The organism is Dechloromonas sp. ZY10 (assembly GCF_041378895.1).
Taxonomy (GTDB): domain Bacteria; phylum Pseudomonadota; class Gammaproteobacteria; order Burkholderiales; family Rhodocyclaceae; genus Azonexus; species Azonexus aquae.
The window spans coordinates 2173035-2190258 of the sequence record NZ_CP144212.1; the positions used below are offsets into that span (position 1 = coordinate 2173035).

Here is a 17224-nt window from a genome sequence, read left to right on the forward strand (position 1 = left end):
ATTCACAAAAGCCCGCTTGGCGGCGGGGGCCGTATAATAGCACTGACCTGATTTTCCGGCGTTTTCCGGAGACCTGCCGCAGGGAGACCCGCGATGCCCGATGACGATTTCTTTCTCGCCCGCGCACTTGAGTTGGCCGCCGCCGGCAGCCGCAGCCAGCAGGGCGGCCCGTTTGGGGCCGTTGTCGTGATCGGCGGCCGCATTGTCGGCGAAGGCTGGAACCGCGTCGTCGCCAGCAAGGACCCGACCGCCCATGCCGAAGTTGGAGCCATCCGTGCCGCCTGCATTGCGCTCGACCGCTTCCATCTGGCCGGAGCCACCTTGTACGCCTCCAGCGAGCCTTGCCCAATGTGTCTGGCGGCCGCTTACTGGGCCCGCATCGAACGGATCGTCTATGCCAATCCGCGTAGCGCGGCGGCGGCGATAGGTTTTTGCGACGACGAACTTTACGGCGAACTGTGCCGCAGCGACCGGGAGCGCAAGATTCCCATCGAACACCGCCCCCTCCCCGGGGCCGACGCGGTACTGCGCGACTGGGCCGCAACGCCCGGACGGGTGGATTATTGAACTCACGCAGGCCGATTGCTGGGTTTTTTATCGAAAATCACGGTCGACCGTGAAAATCCGGCAAAAACACTCCTCGCCTCCCCGCCCCGTTTTTTGTAACTGACCGATGCGCCGCTTCCTGAAGAACCGCCTGCCCGACCCCGGCTCAATTGCCGAGAATCCCTGGCTGCGCCCATTCCGCAATTCGCTGCTGCATCCTCGGCTGTGGCACCTGAACCGCCATTCCGCCGCCGGCGCGGTTGCCACCGGGCTGGCCTGCGGGCTGATTCCCGGCCCTTTCCAGATGCTTGGCGCCGCCCTGTGCGCGGTCGCCTTTCGTGTCAATCTGCCCCTGGCGCTGTTCGTCACCCTATATACCAACCCGCTGACCATCGTCCCGCTATACCTGCTCGCCTACCAACTCGGCCGGCTGGCGCTGTTTGATGGCAACGGTTTTGTCATCCCGCCGGAACCCCGGCTGCTGCATCTGCTCGACTGGTCGCGCGACCTGCTGCACTGGATGCTCGGGGTCGGCAAGCCGCTTGGCCTCGGTCTGCTCTTGCTGGCGGCACTGCTCGCCGGCAGCGGCTATCTGCTCACTCGCGCCGCCTGGCGCTACCACCTGATCCGCCAGTGGCGTAAACGCCAACGGCGCCCGTAACAGGCGCCGTTGGTAGCCAAACTCCCGACCGCAAACTCCCTCAGGTACGGAAGCGTGCTACCTCGCTGCTGAGGGTCTCGGCCATCTGCCGCAGGCTGTCGGCAGTAGAGGCATTGGCACCGGCCGCAGCATTGTTTTCCTCTGCCATCTGGGCAATGCTCTCGACATTGCGAGCAATATCGGTGCTGGCAGTTGCCTGCTCGCGCAGCGAAATCGAAATTTCGGAGACCGCTGCCACCACCTGCTGCGACTGAGTCTGGACCTGGGCGATGGTCGCACCGGCTTCCTTGGCTTGCTCGACCCCGGCGGCAACGTCATCGACCCCGGCCTTCATGCTGACCACGGCAGTTTGCGTGCCTTGCTGGATCGCGGCAATCATCTCGGCAATTTCCTGGGTCGACTTTGTCGTCCGCTCAGCCAGCTTGCGCACCTCGTCGGCCACCACCGCAAAGCCGCGTCCGGATTCACCCGCCCGCGCAGCCTCGATCGCGGCATTGAGCGCCAGCAGGTTGGTCTGATCGGCAATATCCTTGATCGTGCCGACGATGGCAGAAATCTGTTCCGACTGCTGACCAAGGGATTCGACCGCAGCGGCCGAGGCATTGACGGTATGCGCGATGCTTTCGATCCGGCTGACCACCGCGCCGACCAGGCGAGCGCCGCGCCCGGCGACGGCGTCCGACTCGGTCGAGGCGCCTTGGGCCTGCTGGGCATTGCTGGCAATGTTGTCGATCCCGGTCGTCATTTCCTCGATGGCTGCCGCCATTGACGATGCCGAGTCGCTCTGCGCCCCGGTACTGCTCGAAATCTGCTCGCTCGACGAGGCCAACTGCTCGGCCGTCTCGCGCAAGCGATCGGCATCGCTCTTGATCCGCGCCAGCAGCGAACGCAAGGCTTGCGCCATCTGGTTGAAATCCTCGCCGGCCGCGTGCAGCTCGTCACGACCATCGGTGGAAAACTCGACGGTCATGTCGCCGGCCGCCATCCGGCGAGCGCCGCCGGAGAAGACTTCGATCGTCGCAATCACCGAGTAATAAGTGCCGACACCGAAATAGCCGACCACCAGCACCACGACAAAAGCCATCATGACGTTGAAGGTAAGCGAACGCTCGGCAGCCTGCTTGCGCAGCTTGAGCTGATGCTCGAACTGCGGGATCAGGGTCTCGAACATCACCTTGTAGCCGAGATCGATGATCTTCGTCGTCAGACCGAAGTATTCTTGCGGGTTGGTTTCGAATTTCTCACCCAGAATATCCTCGCGGACCAGTGTGAAAATCTTTTCCGCTCCGTCCGAAAACTCCTTGGCCGGCGCCGTCAGCGTGCCCTGCAGGGCCGGCGCGAAACGTGCGACCTTTTCGATATTCATGTTCTGCGCGCGTAGCGTTGCCTGCATCTGGGCAAGGGTCGCAGTCATGTCGATCCGCATCTGCGGCGCCAGCTCTTTCTTGGTCAGCACACCGGTGCCGCGTGCCCGGGTAATCCCCAGCGGCTCAAGCATTGCCGGCATTTTGCCGACCACGGTATCCATGAAATAGTAGGTATCCATCGCCGGATCGAGCGTCAGCGAAGTTTCATCGGCCAGCGTGACCATGAACACCAATACCTTGTCGATCATCTGGCTGTGGCGCTTGATGTTTTCCGGCGGCGTCCAGCTCAACCCCTGGGCGCGGATCGCCTCCCAATCGTCGCGAATCGCCTTCCACGCCGGCATTTCGCGCAGCACCGAGGACAGTGCGGCATCGGTCGCCAGCACGGCGTCAGCGACTTCCTTCTCCTTCGCCGCACGCTTTTCCTTCATCGCCTCGTTGCCGTTCAGCACGCCCGAGGAGAGGCCGCGATGCTGCTGCATGAACTGGACCATCTTGTTCATCGGCTTGAGCATCTGCAAGCCGTTGAGTTCGGCCTGAGCGGTTTCAATATCGCGGCTGAGGTTAACGAAGATGGTAAACAGCAGAGCCAGCATCACCACCCCGATCGCTGCGCCAAGCACCATGAATTTGGCAGGGTAGCGCAACCGGTTCATCAGGCCGATGGCAGGGCTGAACAGGGTTCTCATTTTTTCCTCACAGCGTCATTGAATGGCAATTTAGTTGATTTTAGCATTTTCAAGATACTACCAAGGTGATAACCATGCTATAGATCAAACTGCCCATCCGTTAAGTGCATTACTCGGTCGGCACGCTCGGCCAAACGCCGATCATGGGTCACCATCACCAGGCTACTGCCCTGCTCTCGGACCCGCTCCAGAAAGATGCCGAAAACGATGTCTGCGGTCTGACTATCGAGGTTGCCGGTTGGTTCATCGGCCAGCAGGCAGGAGGGACGGCACACCAGCGCCCGGGCAATCGCCGCCCGTTGCCGCTCGCCCCCGGAAAGCTCTCCCGGGCGATGTTCCAGACGATGCCCCAGCCCCACCGCACGCAAGGTTTCAGCCGCCTGCGCCAAGGCCTCTTCGCGCTGACAGCGGCGGATCAGCAGGGGCATTGCGACGTTTTCCAGCGCGGAAAACTCGGCAAGCAGATGATGAAACTGGTAAACAAAGCCCAAGTGGCGGTTGCGCCATTGCCCACGGTCAACCTCGCTCAAAGCCGAAAATGCCTGTCCCTGCAAATGGACCTCGCCGGCGCTCGGCGCGTCGAGACCGCCAAGCAAGTGCAGCAAGGTGCTTTTGCCCGAGCCCGAAGCGCCGACAATCGCGACGATCTCACCGGCATTGACCGTCAAATCGATTGCTGACAATACCGGCACCTCGAGCCCGCCGCCGCGAAACACCTTGCTCAGGCCACGTGCCTGCAACACCGGTACGGCCAGCACTGCCGTTTGCTCCAATCGATCATTCATAGCGCAGCGCCTCCGCCGGATTGACCCGGGCTGCACGCCAGCTCGGGTAAAGCGTCGCCAGCAGCGACAACACGAACGCAATCACGGTCACGCCCCAGACGTCGCCCCATTGCAGGTCAGACGGCAGTTCGGAAATGTAATAAACCTCCTTCGACAGGAAATGGATACCCAAGACCCGTTCGATGAAAGGGACGACCACGTCGATATTCAGCGCCAGCGCAACGCCGCCGGCGACCCCCATCCCCAGGCCGATGAAGCCGACCAGCGCCCCCTGCACGACAAACACCGCCATGATCGAGCCGGGACTGGCACCGAGCGTGCGCAGGATGGCAATGTCGGCCTGTTTGTCAGTCACCGCCATCACCAGAGTCGATACCAGATTGAAAGCGGCAACCGCAACGATCAGCGAGAGGATGATGAACATCATCTTTTTCTCGATCGCGACGGCGCGGAAGAAATTGGCGTGACTCCGGGTCCAGTCGCTGAGATAGGCATCAGCATTGATCATCCGCGCCAGTTCGCGGGTAATCCGCGGTGCCTCGAACAGATCGTCGACCTTGAGCCTGACCCCGCTGACCTGTTCGCCCAGCTGGTAGAGTTTCTGCGCATCGGCCAGATGGATCAGCGCCAGACCGGAATCGTATTCGTGCATCCCGACTTCGAAGATACCAACGACCTTGAAGGACTTCAGCCGGGGCACCACGCCGGCCGGCGTCACTGTGCCCTGCGGCGCGATCAACGTCACCTTGTCGCCAACGAAGACCTTGAGTGCCTGCGCCAGGTCGGCACCGAGGACAACGCCGAACTCCCCGGCCTTCAAATCGTCGAGGCTGCCGTTCCTGACCGTCTTGCGAAAATCGGCCACTTTATCCTCCAGGTCCGGCTCGATCCCGCGTACCAGGGCACCGCGCACCCCGCCCTCGACCGAGAACATCGCCTGTGACTGGACGAAGGGGGCGCTGGCACGTACCTCGGGATGTTTCGCCGCCTGGGCTGCAACCTGCGGCCAGTCGGGCAGACCGCCGTCCATGCCGGTAATCTGGATATGCGATGCAACCCCGAGGATGCGGGTGCGCAACTCCTTCTGAAAACCGTTCATTACCGACAGCACGACGATCAGCGCGGCAACCCCGAGGCCGATCCCGAGCATCGAAATCAGCGAAATGAAGGAAATGAAATGATTACGGCGCTTGGCGCGGGTATAGCGCAGGCCGATCAAGAGTTCGTAAGGCAGAGCCATGCGGCGGCGGGAGCAAAAAAAACGCTATGGTACACTCATTGGCCGAAGCGCTCCGGGCTGGCTGCCGCCGGCTCTCAACTGTTGCCGAAAAAGCAGTCAGCACATCGGCCGCGCTCACCTGTCTCACCGCATCCGACTTTCCCTGGTTACGTACCGTGTCATCCAACACCCCCGCCCGCCTGACCCTGATTGTTCCCGAGCTGCTCTGGCCCGAGCCGGCCGACCAGATGGCTTACGCCGGGCTGGAACGGGCTACCGCTGCCGGCTGGCTGCTCGCCCGCAGCCCCCTCGATCACGGCCCGCGCCGCTCTTTCGAAGCCGCGCTGGCGGCGGCCTTCGGCCTCGATGACCCGGCCCTGGCGGGATTCCGCCGACGCGGCGAAAGCGCCGCCCCCATGCCGCAGGCCGATCAACGCTGGCTGTGCGCCGACCCGGTCCATTTGCGCTTTCATCATGAAAGAATCGTGCTTGCCGACGCCGGCGCTTTCGCTCTCGAAATCGACGAAGCCGAGGCCATGGTCGACGACCTCAATCGCGAATTTGCCGAGGTCGGGGAATTTCACGCCGCCACCGCTCGCCGTTGGTATTTGCGCCTGAAGCAGCCGGTCAGCCACCGCAGCCAGCCGCTATCGGCCGTCGCCGGCCGCCGGGTGGACGGCGAACTGCCCGCCGAGGAAGCCGCATTGAGCCGCTGGCTCAACGAAGTGCAGATGTTCCTCCATCTTCACCCGGTCAATGAACGCCGCCAGCGCCAGGGCCAGCCGGCCATCAACAGCCTCTGGCTGTGGGGCGACGGCAGCCAGCAGACGCCGCCGCAGGGCCGTTTCGACCGCGTCTGGTGCGCCAGCGACAGTTCGCCGCTGGCCGCCGGCCTGGCCCAAGCCGCCGGCTGCCCGGTGGGAACCGACTTGCCCGAACCGGAGCAACTGATCGAGCACGCCCGCCGGGGTGAGCGCCAATTGCTGGTGCTCGATACGCTGCTGGCGCCGGTGCTTTACGAAAACAGCGAAGAGTGGAACCAGGCCTGGCACCAGCTCGATCGGCAGTGGTTTGCCACCGTCCGCACCCAGCTGGGCAAGGCTTTCTCTACGGTCGACCTGCTCGCCCCGACCATTTTCGGCGAACTGCGCTGGCATTTCAGTGGCGGCGAACGCTGGAAATTCTGGTCCGGCAGTCGCGATCTCGGCGCCCTGGCCCGCCAGTTGGCCGGACCGGAGATCGCGGCACGCTGAGATTCCAGCCACCCGCTTGCTTTCCCCTCTGTTTTACCCGTCCGTTGCAGCAGCTGCCCCCCTCGTTTTGCTTCATCACCCGCAAGGATCGCCGTGACCCGACTTGTCACCCGTAACAGCCCGCCGCGCACTGCCTGGCAACTCGAACAACAAGGCGTGCCGCCGCTGCTCGCCCGCCTCTATGCCGCACGTGGCGTCAGCGACCGCAGCGAGCTCGATTACGAACTCAAGTCGCTGCTGCCACCGGCCACGCTGACCCATGCCACCGATGCTGCCGTGCTGCTGGCCGACGCGATCGAAGCCGAAGCCAGGCTACTGATCGTCGGCGATTACGATTGCGACGGCGCCACGGCCACCGCCGTCGGCATGCGCGGTCTGCGCCTGCTCGGCGCCGAAGTCGATTTCCTGGTCCCGGACCGCTTCAAGTTCGGCTACGGACTGTCGCCGGAAATCGTCGACCTTGCCGCCGAGCAATCACCGGACATGATCGTCACCGTCGATAACGGCATCGCCAGCCTCGCCGGCGTCGCCCGCGCCCAGGAACTGGGCATGGCGGTGCTGATCACCGACCACCACTTGCCCGGCGATGAATTGCCGACTGCCGACTGCATCGTCAACCCCAACCAGCCCGGCTGCGACTTTCCCTCCAAGTGCATCGCCGGGGTCGGCGTGATGTTCTACGTGATGCTCGCGCTGCGCGCCGAACTGCGCACACGCGGCTGGTTTGCCGAGCGCCCTGAACCCAATTTCGCCAGCCTGCTCGACCTGGTTGCGCTCGGCACCGTGGCCGACGTGGTCAAGCTCGACCGCAACAACCGCATCCTGGTCAGCCAGGGCCTCAAGCGCATGCGCGCCGGCCAGATGCAGCCGGGCATTGCCGCGCTGTTCAAAGCCGCTGGCCGCGATGCCGGCCGCGCCACCGCCTTTGACCTCGGCTTTCTCCTCGGCCCCCGGTTGAACGCCGCCGGCCGCCTGGCCGACATGCGCCTGGGCATCGAATGCCTGATTACGGATGATCCGGCGCGAGCGCTGAATATTGCCCAGGAACTTGACCAACTCAACCGCGAACGCCGCGAAATCGAATCGGGCATGCAGGAACAGGCACTGATCCTGCTTGAACGCCTGGACCCCGACGATCCGGCTCCCGGCATCGCGCTGTTCGACCCGGACTGGCACGAAGGCGTGGTCGGCATCCTCGCCTCGCGGATCAAGGAAAAACTGCACCGCCCGGTGTTTGCCTTTGCCCGTGGCGAGGGCGGCATCGTCAAGGGCTCGGGCCGTTCGATTCCCGGCCTGCACCTGCGCGACGCACTCGATCTCGTCGCCAAGCGCGCCCCCGGTCTGCTGCTGCGTTTTGGCGGCCATGCGATGGCGGCCGGCGCAACCCTGGCCGAAGAGGATTTCCCGCGTTTCCAGTCGCTCTTTGCCGAGATCGCCGGCGAATTGCTGGCCCCCGCCGACCTCACCCGTACCCTGGAAACCGACGGCCCGCTCGAAGGCGGCTACATTTCGCTGGAAACCGCCCGCCTGCTCGAAAATCAGGTCTGGGGCCAGGGCTTCCCGGCGCCGCTGTTCCTCGACCAGTTCGAAGTCGAGCAGCAGCGCATCCTCAAGGACAAGCACCTCAAGCTGCGACTGCGCAAGGGCAACACCCGGATCGACGCAATCCAGTTCAACTACCTGCAGCAACCCGGTGCCCAAGCCCGGATCGCCTATCGGCTGGCAATCAACGAATATCAGGGTGTCGAAAGCCCGCAACTGATGATCGAGTATCTTGAATGAACGCTCCGCGCCGCCCCAAACCGCCGGTATCCCGGGTCAAGGCCGGCCCGGCCACGGCAGCCGCCGTCCGCCCCGATCTCCCGGCCCTCGCTGCCAGCTATCAGACCGCTGCCGTGATTCCCCACTGTACCCGCTGCACCCGGCCGTGCTGCAAGCTCGATGCGCTGGTGCTCGACCTCGACTGGCGCCAGGTCAAGACCCTGTGGCGGATTGAGGAAGCCCGCCCGGACTTCGACCGCCGCCTGCGCGCCGGCCAAGGGCCGAACGAAATCCGCGAGGCTCAGGGGCGCTATTACGTGCACACCAAGCCCTGCCCGGCTTATGACCAGAATGCCGGCATCTGCCGCGTCTATGGCCAGGACATCAAGCCGGTCGGCTGTTCGGATTTTCCAGTGTATGAAGACGAAGGCGAAGTCATCGCCGATCTGCGCTGCGAGGCGGTCGATCTCGACGCGCTCTGCGAGCACCTGCGCACCGCCGCCGGCCCGGCTTACCGGCTGCAGCAGCGCGCCGACCCGGACTTTCCCTTCCTGGTCACGCTGTCGTTGAAGAAAGCCGGGACGCGCCGCCGCTAAAGGCTTTTTTGCGGTTTATCACGGTCGACCGTGATAAACCGCAAAAATCACACTACCCGCTGCCTGCTTCAGCCGCCCCCCGGATGTGCGTTGAGATAGGCTGCCAGCGCTTCGACCGGCAGCGGCCGGGCAAACAGGTAACCCTGGAATTCCTCGCACCCGAGCGCATTGAGCACCGCCTGTTGCGACGGCCGCTCGACCCCCTCGGCCACCACCCGCAAACCCAGGCTGTGCGCCAGCGAAACGATGGCGCGGGTGATCGCGGTCGCTTCGGCGTCGCCGTCGCATTCGAGAACGAAGGAACGGTCGACCTTGAGGATGTCGATGGGAAAGCGCTTGAGGTAAGCCAGCGAAGAGTAGCCGGTACCAAAGTCGTCGATCGCGATGTCCACCCCCATCGCCTTGAGTTCGTGCAGTACCGCCAGCGAGCGTTGCACGTCACCCATCAGCATCCCCTCGGTAATTTCCAGTTCGAGGTTCTGCGGCGGCAGGCCGGCCTCGTCCAGCACCGAGCGGACCAGCGCCGCCAGATCACGCTCGCGGAACAGCCGTGGCGAGATATTCACCGCCACCCGCAGGTCGAGGTGCCCAGCCTTGCGCCAGTTGGCCGCCTCGTGGCAGGCCGCGCGCAGCACGAACCAGGTCAGCTGGCCGATCAGCCCGGTTTCCTCGGCCAACGGAATGAAACGCACCGGTGAAACGCTGCCGAATTCCTCGCTATCCCAGCGCACCAGCGCCTCGAAGCCGACGGCCCGGCCCAGGGCATTGACCTTGGGCTGGTAGACCACGTACAGATCTTCGTTGCCGACCGCCTTGCGCAAGGCCGACTCGAGCGCCAGCCGGTCGCGCGCCGCCGAGTTGAGCGCCGAGGTGTAGAACTGGAACTGCCCCTTACCCAGCCGCTTGGCGTGGTTCACCGCCGCATCTGCATGACGCAGCAGGCTTTCCATTTCCTCACCATCGTCGGGAAAGACGCTGACACCAATACTGCAATCAACCTGCAGTTCATGCCCTTCCAGTTCGAAGGGTTCGGCAATCGCCGACTTCAAGCGCTGCAATACCTGCAAGCCATCGCTCTGGCCATCGTAATCGCCGAGAATCAGCACGAATTCGTCGCCGCCATAGCGGGCCACCGTATCGGTATCGCGCAGACAGGCACGCAACCGCTGGGCAATCTCGACCAGCAGGCGGTCACCCGCACCATGGCCAAGGCTGTCATTGACGAACTTGAAGTTGTCCAGGTCGATGAAGGCGACGCCGCCACGCCGCCCCTGCCGGCGGGCACGCAGGACCGCCTGATGCAGGCGATCCTGCAGCAGGTTGCGGTTGGGCAAGCCAGTCAGCGGATCGTGGGTGGCCTGGTATTCAAGCTCGCGACGCGCCCGGTAACGCTCGGTAATATCCTCGACCGTGCCTTCGTAGTACAAGGCCTCGCCGTCCTGGTCATAAACGATGTGCGCGTTTTCCGAGATCCAGATGCGGCTGCCATCGCAGCGGTACACCTCGGATTCGAAATCAACCACCCGACCGGTCGCCACAATCCGCCGCTTGAACTCCTCGCGGCGTTCCGGATCGACATATAGCCGGCGCGCAATGTCCGACAGCCCGGCAATCAGGTCAGACGCGCTGGCGTAGCCGTAGAGCCTGGCCAGCGCACGGTTGGCGGCAAGATAGGCCCCATCAATCGAGGTCTGGAACATGCCGATCACCGAATCCTCGAAAATACTGCGATACCGCAACTCGGCATCGGCCAGCTGGCGTTCACGCATGACCTGCTCGGTCACCTCTTCGATAAAGCCTTCGAGTACATGCTCGCCCGATTCGTCTGCAACCACCGTGCCGCGTTCGAGCACCCATTTTTCGCTGCCGTCACGGTGAAAAATCCGGTATTGCACGCGATAACGCCCGGATGCCTCGAGTGCGGCACAAACTGCCTGCCGCACCTTGACCCGGTCCTCCGGGTGGGTGATCGCTTCGAGCGAAGTCAGCTGGCTGTATTCCAGTTCCTCCGGCGTATAACCGGTGAGTACCCGGCAGCCATCGCTGACAAAGTGAAAGGTCCAGTTTTCGTCAATCGCCGAGCGATAGACCATCCCTTCAAGGTTATCCACCAGCACCTGCAGCACCCGCCCGGAATCGATTCTGGACCAGGCCGAACGGCGCCGCAGGCGCGGTGCAAAGGCGGGGCGACAAAGCAGCTTCCCGGCGACCATCTGTTTCTCCCAGCGATATATATTGTTCTTCATCAATTCAGGACCGGCACATCCTGATGTGCATCGAGCCAGGATTGTCCGGCATGGAGCAGGCTCTCGCCGCTGCCGTCCATCCACGAAAAGACCAGGTCGATTGCCCGTGTCGCCAGTGCAAAATACTGCTCCGGCGGCAACTCGACTCGTCCGCTCAGCAACTCCTCGCGAATCCCGAGCAACATCCGCTGTACCGCCTGCCGCGCACTTTCCGCGCGACTGCCACTTTCCCCGGCCAGTGCCGACTGCAGCAGCGACTCGGCACGGCTGACCAGAAATACCAGACGGACCCGGGCGACCGGCGAGCAACGCCCCTGGGCAGCAACTCCGGCCCCGACTGCCCGCGCCTGCCCAAGGCACTCGCTCAATGCCGGCAAGCGGCTGGCGTAGTTCCGGGCCAGCCGCTGCAAACCGGCATCGGGAAATAACGGTTCGACCCGCGCTTCGCCCACGGCGGCAAGCCACGACAGCGGCCGTTCCAGCAACTCGCTGTGGCGGGCAATGCTTTGCTCCGGGGTATGACCGGCCAGTCCGTCGCGCAGTTTCTCCCAACGGAAGCGAAATAATTGCAGTTCGTTGGGCGTCAGGCAGGGATGTGCCTGCAGGCTCTCACGCTGTGCCAATTCGCGCAGGCGGGGCAGCAATTCGTCAATCTGCCGTGCTTTTTCCTCAAGCCGCCGCTTGAAGCCAGCATCCCCTGACAACCAGGCGGAAGACATTCCCCGATGCTGCTGCAGGCTGGCGATCAGATTGAGGAGAATTTCGCAGGCGGCCAGATTGGCCGACAGCGACTGCGCGGCAAGCAGCCAGCGACGGCGCCGCTGCACCAGGAAATAGACAAGGATCAGGGCAGCAAACAGGGCAGCCATTCCCGGCATCATCCATTGCATGATCGACCTCCGTTATTCGTAATCAAAATCGTTGAGCACCACGTTCAACTGCCGTGCCAACTCATCGAGGTAACGCGACAATTCGCTGTTGGCATGCACCAGATGCTCGTTATCATCGGCCAGTCGGGCCACCTGCTCGATCGCCCGGGCAATGCTGTGGGCCGCCTCGCTTTGCTCACGAACGGCCGCCGCAATATCGCGAATCAGGATCCGGGTCTCGCCAGCACTGCCTTCGGCCGCTTGTAACTCGGCGACCGCCTCCGCCGCCGCCTGCATACTCTCGGCAGCCTCTTTCGCAGTGGCATGCATGGCCCGTTCCATCACCTCGACTTCATGCCGGACGCTCGCAATCCGCTGCCCGATTTCACCGGTAGCCTGCCCTGTCCGCTCCGCCAGCTTGCGCACCTCATCGGCCACCACGGCAAAACCGCGCCCCTGCTCTCCGGCACGTGCCGCCTCGATTGCGGCGTTGAGCGCCAGCAGATTGGTCTGCCCGGCAATTTCGGCGATCAAATCGACAATCGAAGTGATTTCCTGCGAACGCTCCCCGAGTCTTTGCGCACCGCTGGCGGTCGCGTCGACGGTAGCCGCCAGTTGCTGCAAGCCGCCGGCCAGGGTCGTCACTCGCCCGGCAGCCGCCTGAGCCTGGACGCCTGACCGTTCGGCCACAGTCGCTGCACCCTGAGCGCTGTCGCTGGTCATTCCGAGGCTGACGGTCAATTGCTCAAGCGTTGCCGAGGATGACAAAGTCACGTCCCGCTGAGCGCGGACCCCATCATCGCCGCCGCTGGCATTGGCCCGGCCCTCGCCAGCGACGCTGTGGATTTCCTGGGCCATCCGCGCCAGCCCCAGCAGCATCCCGCACAAGGACCGTGCCATGCCATCCAGCCGCTCCCCCAGAGGTGCCAGTGCCAGGCAAGCCTCGCGGTTGATCCGCTGGCTGAGGCGCCCCTCGGACAAGGCCAGGGCGAGTTGATCGATGGCCAGACAGGCCCGCTCAAAACCACGCTGCATGCGCCAGGCCAAAGCGGCGGAGAGCAGCAGCAAGATTGCCCCGGTCAACAACAGCGACCACTCGGGACTGGCCGCCCAGGGCCGTGCCGCGCCGGCCAAGGCGCCTCCGGCCACGGCCAGCGAAGCAATCAGCAGGGCCTGCCCACGCTGACGGTGCAGGCAATCAAGCAGGGCGGGCGTCAAAGGATGGGATACGGACTCCTTGCTCATCACTCTCTCCCGGACTGGCATCCAACTTAAACATGGAATGAAATCAGCAAAATCCCTGCCATCTTCGATGGTTTTTATTTTTATCGTTTAAATTCATTTTGTTAGAGAACAAACAAAGGATCCGGAAAATTTTCAACAGGGATAATTTCACGATATGGAATCGAATATTCACTAATTTGGTGCATTCCCGCAGGACTTGTTGCTGCACCGCATCATCGTTGTGCAACGCAACAGCAGCCCCGGCCCCGGCTATAATTCGCGCCATTGCAACGCTTTAGTCACGGAACGAACATGGAAGCCGAACAACTCAATGCCATCTCCAACCAGCTCGACGACCTGGCGCAGCGCGCCGCCGAGCTACGGAGGTATCTTTGACTACGATCACAAGCGCGAACGCCTGACGCTGCTGTCGAAGGAAATGGAAGATCCCAAGATCTGGGATGAGCCGAAACGCGCCCAGGACATGGGCCGAGAGAAAAAATCGCTGGAAGACATCGTCCTCGTCCTCGAAGCGGTCGATGCCGGGATCAAGGACGGCCGCGAGTTGTTCGAGATGGGCCGCGAGGAAAACGACGACGATACGCTGCACGCCGTCGAGGCCGACTGCGCCGAGATCGAAAAGAAGATTGCCACCCTCGAATTCCGCCGGATGTTCAACAACCCGGCCGACCCGTCGAACTGCTTCCTCGAAATCCAGGCCGGTGCCGGCGGTACCGAAGCCCAGGACTGGGCCTCGATGCTGTTGCGCATGTACCTGAAATTCGGCGAAAAGAAGGGGTTCACCGTGGAAGTCATGGAAGAGTCCGAAGGCGACGTCGCCGGCATCAAGAGCGCCACGGTCAAGCTGTCCGGCGACTATGCCTACGGCACCCTGCGCACCGAAACCGGCATCCACCGCCTGGTGCGCAAGTCGCCGTTTGACTCCAACGCCCGCCGCCATACCAGTTTCACCTCGGTCTTCGTCTTCCCGGAAGTCGATGAGTCGATCGAAATCGCGATCAACCCGGCCGACGTACGCACCGACACCTACCGCGCCTCTGGCGCTGGCGGTCAGCACATCAACAAGACCGATTCTGCGGTGCGTCTGACCCACATCCCGACCGGCATCGTCGTCCAGTGCCAGAACGACCGTTCGCAGCACCGCAACCGCGACGAGGCCTGGTCAATGCTGCGCGCCCGCCTCTACGAACACGAGTTGCGCAAGCAGCAGGCCGAACAGCAGAAGCTCGAAGATGCCAAGTCGGACATCGGCTGGGGTCACCAGATCCGTTCCTACGTGCTCGACCAGAGCCGGATCAAGGATCTGCGCACCAACTACGAAGTCGGCAACACCCAGGCGGTGCTCGACGGCGACCTCGATGCCTTCATCGAGGCCAGCCTGAAGCAGGGCGTCTGAGCGAACGCCCACGAAGAGAACAAAGGGCGCCTTGCGGCGCCCTTTGTGTGTTTACCCCGGCAAACGGAATGCGTGGCGGTAGCGGGCCCGGCAGCGGCCCAAGCAGTCGAGCATGGTTGGCGATGAAAAATCGATTTCCAGCAACTCGCAGGCCAGCGGATTGATGCGGATCACCCGGTTGTTCGGCGACTCGGGAAGATCGAGCGCCCGGGTCAGTACCTCGGCGATCATCACCACAGCCTGCAAGCGGCTCTCCGGAGCATCGTCATCGTGATGCGTGGCGATTGCCCGCAACACCCCTTCCGGCAGATTCCAATGCTCGGCCAGCAGACAGCCGATCAGGCAATGATCGTAACCGAAGGCAGCCCGCTCATGCTCGATCAGCCGGCCATCGACTGCCGCCTGCTCGGCAACCGCGCGATATGCCTCGGGATCCAGAACATGGAAGCAGAGTTGGCCGATGTCGTGCAGGATGCCAGCGATGTAGGCATCCTCGAGCGACAGATCGTGCAGTGCCGCAAGCTCCTGCGCGACAATGGCAACCGCCAGCGAATGGGCATAGAAAAACGGGGTACTGCCTGCCGCCGCCTGGACAAAACGGTTCATTCCCGCACCAACCACAATCTGGCGTACCCGATTGAGACCGATCAGCGAAGCAGCGGCAAACGGGTCGCTAAGATCAGCCTGCAGACGGAGACGGCGCACATGATTGGCAACCGACAGGATCTGCCCGGCAATTACCGCATCGTTACGCGCCACCCGGGCCAGGGTTTCAATCGAGAGGTCATCATCGCGCAACAATTCGAGCATCTGCTGGACCACGCGGGGAAACGGTGGCAGCGCCGCTGCAAGACGGGGTACTTCAAGTGACAGGTCGGCCTGACTCAGCATAGACAGGGTCCCAGCTGGCGCAGTGCGGCGAGCAACTCAATACAACCCCGATCCTCCGGCTCACCGCCAAAGATCTGTTGCAGGCGTTGCTGGTATGCGGCCTCGGCAGTCGCCCATTCGGCATCGCCAGGACAGGCTTCAAGGACAGCCACGCACTCCACTCCCCGCGCGATCAACTGGGTAATGGTGCTCTCGGTCAACGTTGCACCGGCCCCGATCAGCAAGGTGGCACGACTGCCGTGCGCAGCCCGGGCCGGACGGGCGAGAACCATGCCGGCCTGCAGTTCGGTGACGGCCCGCCAGCAAAAATGCGCGGGCCCTTCCTGCTCGTCGTTCATCCCTCTACCCTTGGCGTCAACCAGTTGACAGAAAACGTTAATTTAACGCAAACACCATTATCCCGGATGACTTTTTAAGATTTTGCATGTTTTCAGTGACCAGTTACTGATAACGCAGCGCCTCGATCGGATCGAGCCGTGCCGCCTTGCGAGCCGGATACCAACCGAAGAACACCCCGACCGCAGCAGCGACACTGAATGCCACCAGCGCCGAACTGCCGGAAATCACCACCACCATGCCGCTCAGCAAGTTGATCAGCAAGGCGCCGCCCAGGCCGAGCAGCAGGCCGATCAGGCAACCGGCAAGCGAAATGATGATCGCCTCCAGCAGGAACTGGGTCAGAATATCGCGCTCGCGGGCACCAATAGCCATCCGGATGCCGATTTCCCGGGTCCGCTCGGTCACCGAAACAAGCATGATGTTCATGATCCCGATGCCGCCGACCAGCAGCGAAATCGAGGCAATCGCGCCAAGCAGGATCGACATCGTCCGCGTCGTTTCAGCTTCCGATTCAGCCGCTGCCGACAAGTTGCGCATGAAAAAATCGTCCGGCTGTCCGTCACGTAGACGATGCCGCTGACGCAGCAAGGCGGTTACGGCATCCATGGTTTTCTGCATATTTTCGCCGTGATCCGCCTGGACCATGATCATCCGTACCGAGCCCAGGAACGGCGTACCGAAAACCTTGCGCTGAGCAGTGCTGAGCGGGACGATTACGGTATCGTCCTGGTCGCGGCCATCCAGGTTCTGCCCCTTGCTGCCGAGCACGCCGATCACCACAAAGGGATTTTGCTGGATACGCATGGTCTTGCCGACCGGATCTTCTTCGCCAAACAGGTTATCGGCGACGGTCTTGCCGATCAGCGCGACCCGGGTTGCCGAGCGCACATCGGAGTCGGCAAAGGCCGCGCCATTGACGATGCTCCAGGCGCGCGCAGCAAGATATTCCGGTGTCGTCCCGATCACCTGCGCGCTCCAGTTTTGCGCGCCGTAGACAAGTTGCCGGGTTCCCTGATGGGTCGGTGCAACATTGACCACGCCTTCGAGTTCGGCTATCGCATCAGCATCGGCAAGATTGAGGGTTGGCGCACCGGCTGAGCCGCTGCGCACGCCCGAGGTGGTAAACGAGCCGGAGAGGACAATGAACAGGTTGGAGCCCATGGTGCTGATCGTCTGCTGTACCGCATACTGCGCCCCCTGACCGATTGCCAGCATAATTACCACGGCGCCAACCCCGATCACCATGCCGAGCATGGTCAGGGCCGTACGCAGCCGGTTGGCCCCCATCGCCTGCCAGGCTTCGGAGAGCATTGCGCGAATCATCGCCCCCTCCGCCAAGTGCTGTTTCGGGCTGCGTTCAC

At 62.8% G+C, this 17224-nt stretch carries 15 protein-coding genes; 6 read left to right on the forward strand and 9 right to left on the reverse strand.

Translation table 11 applies throughout. The features are described from left to right. Window positions 1–93 precede the first annotated feature (93 nt). Both VX159_RS09925 and VX159_RS09930 read left to right on the forward strand, forming a co-directional pair. Window positions 94–567: a nucleoside deaminase gene (locus VX159_RS09925; protein WP_371322728.1), complete on the forward strand. Its 474-nt coding sequence runs from the start codon at window positions 94–96 to the stop codon at window positions 565–567. 106 nt (window positions 568–673) lie between these two features. Next, a complete protein-coding gene (locus VX159_RS09930) occupies window positions 674–1207 on the forward strand; it encodes a DUF2062 domain-containing protein (protein ID WP_371322729.1) in 534 nt (177 codons plus the stop codon). 40 nt (window positions 1208–1247) lie between these two features. Here the strand turns inward: VX159_RS09930 and VX159_RS09935 are convergent, their stop codons facing one another. The 3 genes from VX159_RS09935 to VX159_RS09945 all read right to left on the reverse strand — a co-directional run bounded on the left by VX159_RS09935 (window position 1248) and on the right by VX159_RS09945 (window position 5288). Further along, window positions 1248–3263 carry a methyl-accepting chemotaxis protein gene (locus VX159_RS09935; RefSeq protein ID WP_371322730.1) on the reverse strand — a complete coding sequence of 672 codons (2016 nt, stop codon included), beginning with the start codon at window positions 3261–3263 and terminating at the stop codon, window positions 1248–1250. 77 nt (window positions 3264–3340) lie between these two features. Further along, window positions 3341–4048 carry a lipoprotein-releasing ABC transporter ATP-binding protein LolD gene (gene lolD, locus VX159_RS09940; RefSeq protein WP_371322731.1) on the reverse strand — a complete coding sequence of 236 codons (708 nt, stop codon included), beginning with the start codon at window positions 4046–4048 and terminating at the stop codon, window positions 3341–3343. Beyond that, window positions 4041–5288 carry a lipoprotein-releasing ABC transporter permease subunit gene (locus tag VX159_RS09945; protein WP_371322732.1) on the reverse strand — a complete coding sequence of 416 codons (1248 nt, stop codon included), beginning with the start codon at window positions 5286–5288 and terminating at the stop codon, window positions 4041–4043. Before VX159_RS09945 ends, lolD begins: the two co-directional genes overlap by 8 nt. A gap of 155 nt (window positions 5289–5443) precedes the next feature. On the opposite strand from VX159_RS09945, the gene VX159_RS09950 reads away from it, so the two are divergent. The 3 genes from VX159_RS09950 to VX159_RS09960 all read left to right on the forward strand — a co-directional run bounded on the left by VX159_RS09950 (window position 5444) and on the right by VX159_RS09960 (window position 8877). Beyond that, complete coding sequence (locus VX159_RS09950; protein ID WP_371322733.1) at window positions 5444–6520, forward strand: hypothetical protein; 1077 nt, start codon at window positions 5444–5446, stop codon at window positions 6518–6520. Between the two features lie 93 nt (window positions 6521–6613). Continuing rightward, entirely contained in the window at window positions 6614–8302 is a 1689-nt protein-coding gene (recJ, locus tag VX159_RS09955) for a single-stranded-DNA-specific exonuclease RecJ (RefSeq protein ID WP_371322734.1), read from the forward strand. Continuing rightward, complete coding sequence (locus VX159_RS09960; protein ID WP_371322735.1) at window positions 8299–8877, forward strand: hypothetical protein; 579 nt, start codon at window positions 8299–8301, stop codon at window positions 8875–8877. Before recJ ends, VX159_RS09960 begins: the two co-directional genes overlap by 4 nt. A gap of 68 nt (window positions 8878–8945) precedes the next feature. Here VX159_RS09960 and VX159_RS09965 read toward each other — a convergent pair whose 3' ends face one another. From VX159_RS09965 to VX159_RS09975, 3 genes are read right to left on the reverse strand one after another with little or no spacing between them, the layout of a single operon-like run. Continuing rightward, entirely contained in the window at window positions 8946–11123 is a 2178-nt protein-coding gene (locus VX159_RS09965) for a putative bifunctional diguanylate cyclase/phosphodiesterase (RefSeq protein WP_371322736.1), read from the reverse strand. Beyond that, window positions 11123–12013, reverse strand: a complete 891-nt coding sequence (locus tag VX159_RS09970) for a nitrate- and nitrite sensing domain-containing protein (RefSeq protein ID WP_371322737.1) — start codon at window positions 12011–12013, stop codon at window positions 11123–11125. Before VX159_RS09970 ends, VX159_RS09965 begins: the two co-directional genes overlap by 1 nt. Window positions 12014–12025: 12 nt before the next feature. Then, a complete protein-coding gene (locus VX159_RS09975; protein WP_371322738.1) occupies window positions 12026–13237 on the reverse strand; it encodes a methyl-accepting chemotaxis protein in 1212 nt (403 codons plus the stop codon). A 291-nt stretch (window positions 13238–13528) separates the two neighbouring features. Between VX159_RS09975 and prfB the strand changes: the two genes are divergently transcribed. Further along, window positions 13529–14633, forward strand: a protein-coding gene (prfB, locus tag VX159_RS09980) for a peptide chain release factor 2 (protein ID WP_371322739.1) whose coding sequence is annotated in 2 segments (ribosomal slippage) — window positions 13529–13609 and window positions 13611–14633 — 1104 coding nt in all. Because the reading frame shifts where the segments join, the coding sequence is not laid out codon by codon here. 51 nt (window positions 14634–14684) lie between these two features. Here prfB and VX159_RS09985 read toward each other — a convergent pair. The 3 genes from VX159_RS09985 to VX159_RS09995 form a co-directional block, all read right to left on the reverse strand. Further along, on the reverse strand, window positions 14685–15524 hold the full coding sequence (locus VX159_RS09985; protein WP_371322740.1) for an HDOD domain-containing protein: 840 nt from the start codon (window positions 15522–15524) through the stop codon (window positions 14685–14687). Next, window positions 15518–15862 (reverse strand): hypothetical protein, encoded by a 345-nt coding sequence (locus tag VX159_RS09990; RefSeq protein ID WP_371322741.1) that lies wholly within the window; start codon window positions 15860–15862, stop codon window positions 15518–15520. Before VX159_RS09990 ends, VX159_RS09985 begins: the two co-directional genes overlap by 7 nt. A gap of 103 nt (window positions 15863–15965) precedes the next feature. Continuing rightward, entirely contained in the window at window positions 15966–17186 is a 1221-nt protein-coding gene (locus tag VX159_RS09995; protein WP_371322742.1) for an ABC transporter permease, read from the reverse strand. Window positions 17187–17224 lie beyond the last annotated feature (38 nt).

Coding starts and splice junctions, on each gene's coding strand:
- VX159_RS09925 (WP_371322728.1), top strand. CDS start 94: ATGCCCGATGACGATTTCTTTCTCGCCCGCGCACTTGAGTTGGCCGCC.
- VX159_RS09930 (WP_371322729.1), top strand. CDS start 674: ATGCGCCGCTTCCTGAAGAACCGCCTGCCCGACCCCGGCTCAATTGCC.
- VX159_RS09935 (WP_371322730.1), bottom strand. CDS start 3,263: ATGAGAACCCTGTTCAGCCCTGCCATCGGCCTGATGAACCGGTTGCGC.
- lolD (WP_371322731.1), bottom strand. CDS start 4,048: ATGAATGATCGATTGGAGCAAACGGCAGTGCTGGCCGTACCGGTGTTG.
- VX159_RS09945 (WP_371322732.1), bottom strand. CDS start 5,288: ATGGCTCTGCCTTACGAACTCTTGATCGGCCTGCGCTATACCCGCGCC.
- VX159_RS09960 (WP_371322735.1), top strand. CDS start 8,299: ATGAACGCTCCGCGCCGCCCCAAACCGCCGGTATCCCGGGTCAAGGCC.
- VX159_RS09965 (WP_371322736.1), bottom strand. CDS start 11,123: ATGAAGAACAATATATATCGCTGGGAGAAACAGATGGTCGCCGGGAAG.
- VX159_RS09970 (WP_371322737.1), bottom strand. CDS start 12,013: ATGCAATGGATGATGCCGGGAATGGCTGCCCTGTTTGCTGCCCTGATC.
- VX159_RS09975 (WP_371322738.1), bottom strand. CDS start 13,237: ATGAGCAAGGAGTCCGTATCCCATCCTTTGACGCCCGCCCTGCTTGAT.
- VX159_RS09985 (WP_371322740.1), bottom strand. CDS start 15,524: ATGCTGAGTCAGGCCGACCTGTCACTTGAAGTACCCCGTCTTGCAGCG.
- VX159_RS09990 (WP_371322741.1), bottom strand. CDS start 15,862: ATGAACGACGAGCAGGAAGGGCCCGCGCATTTTTGCTGGCGGGCCGTC.
- VX159_RS09995 (WP_371322742.1), bottom strand. CDS start 17,186: ATGATTCGCGCAATGCTCTCCGAAGCCTGGCAGGCGATGGGGGCCAAC.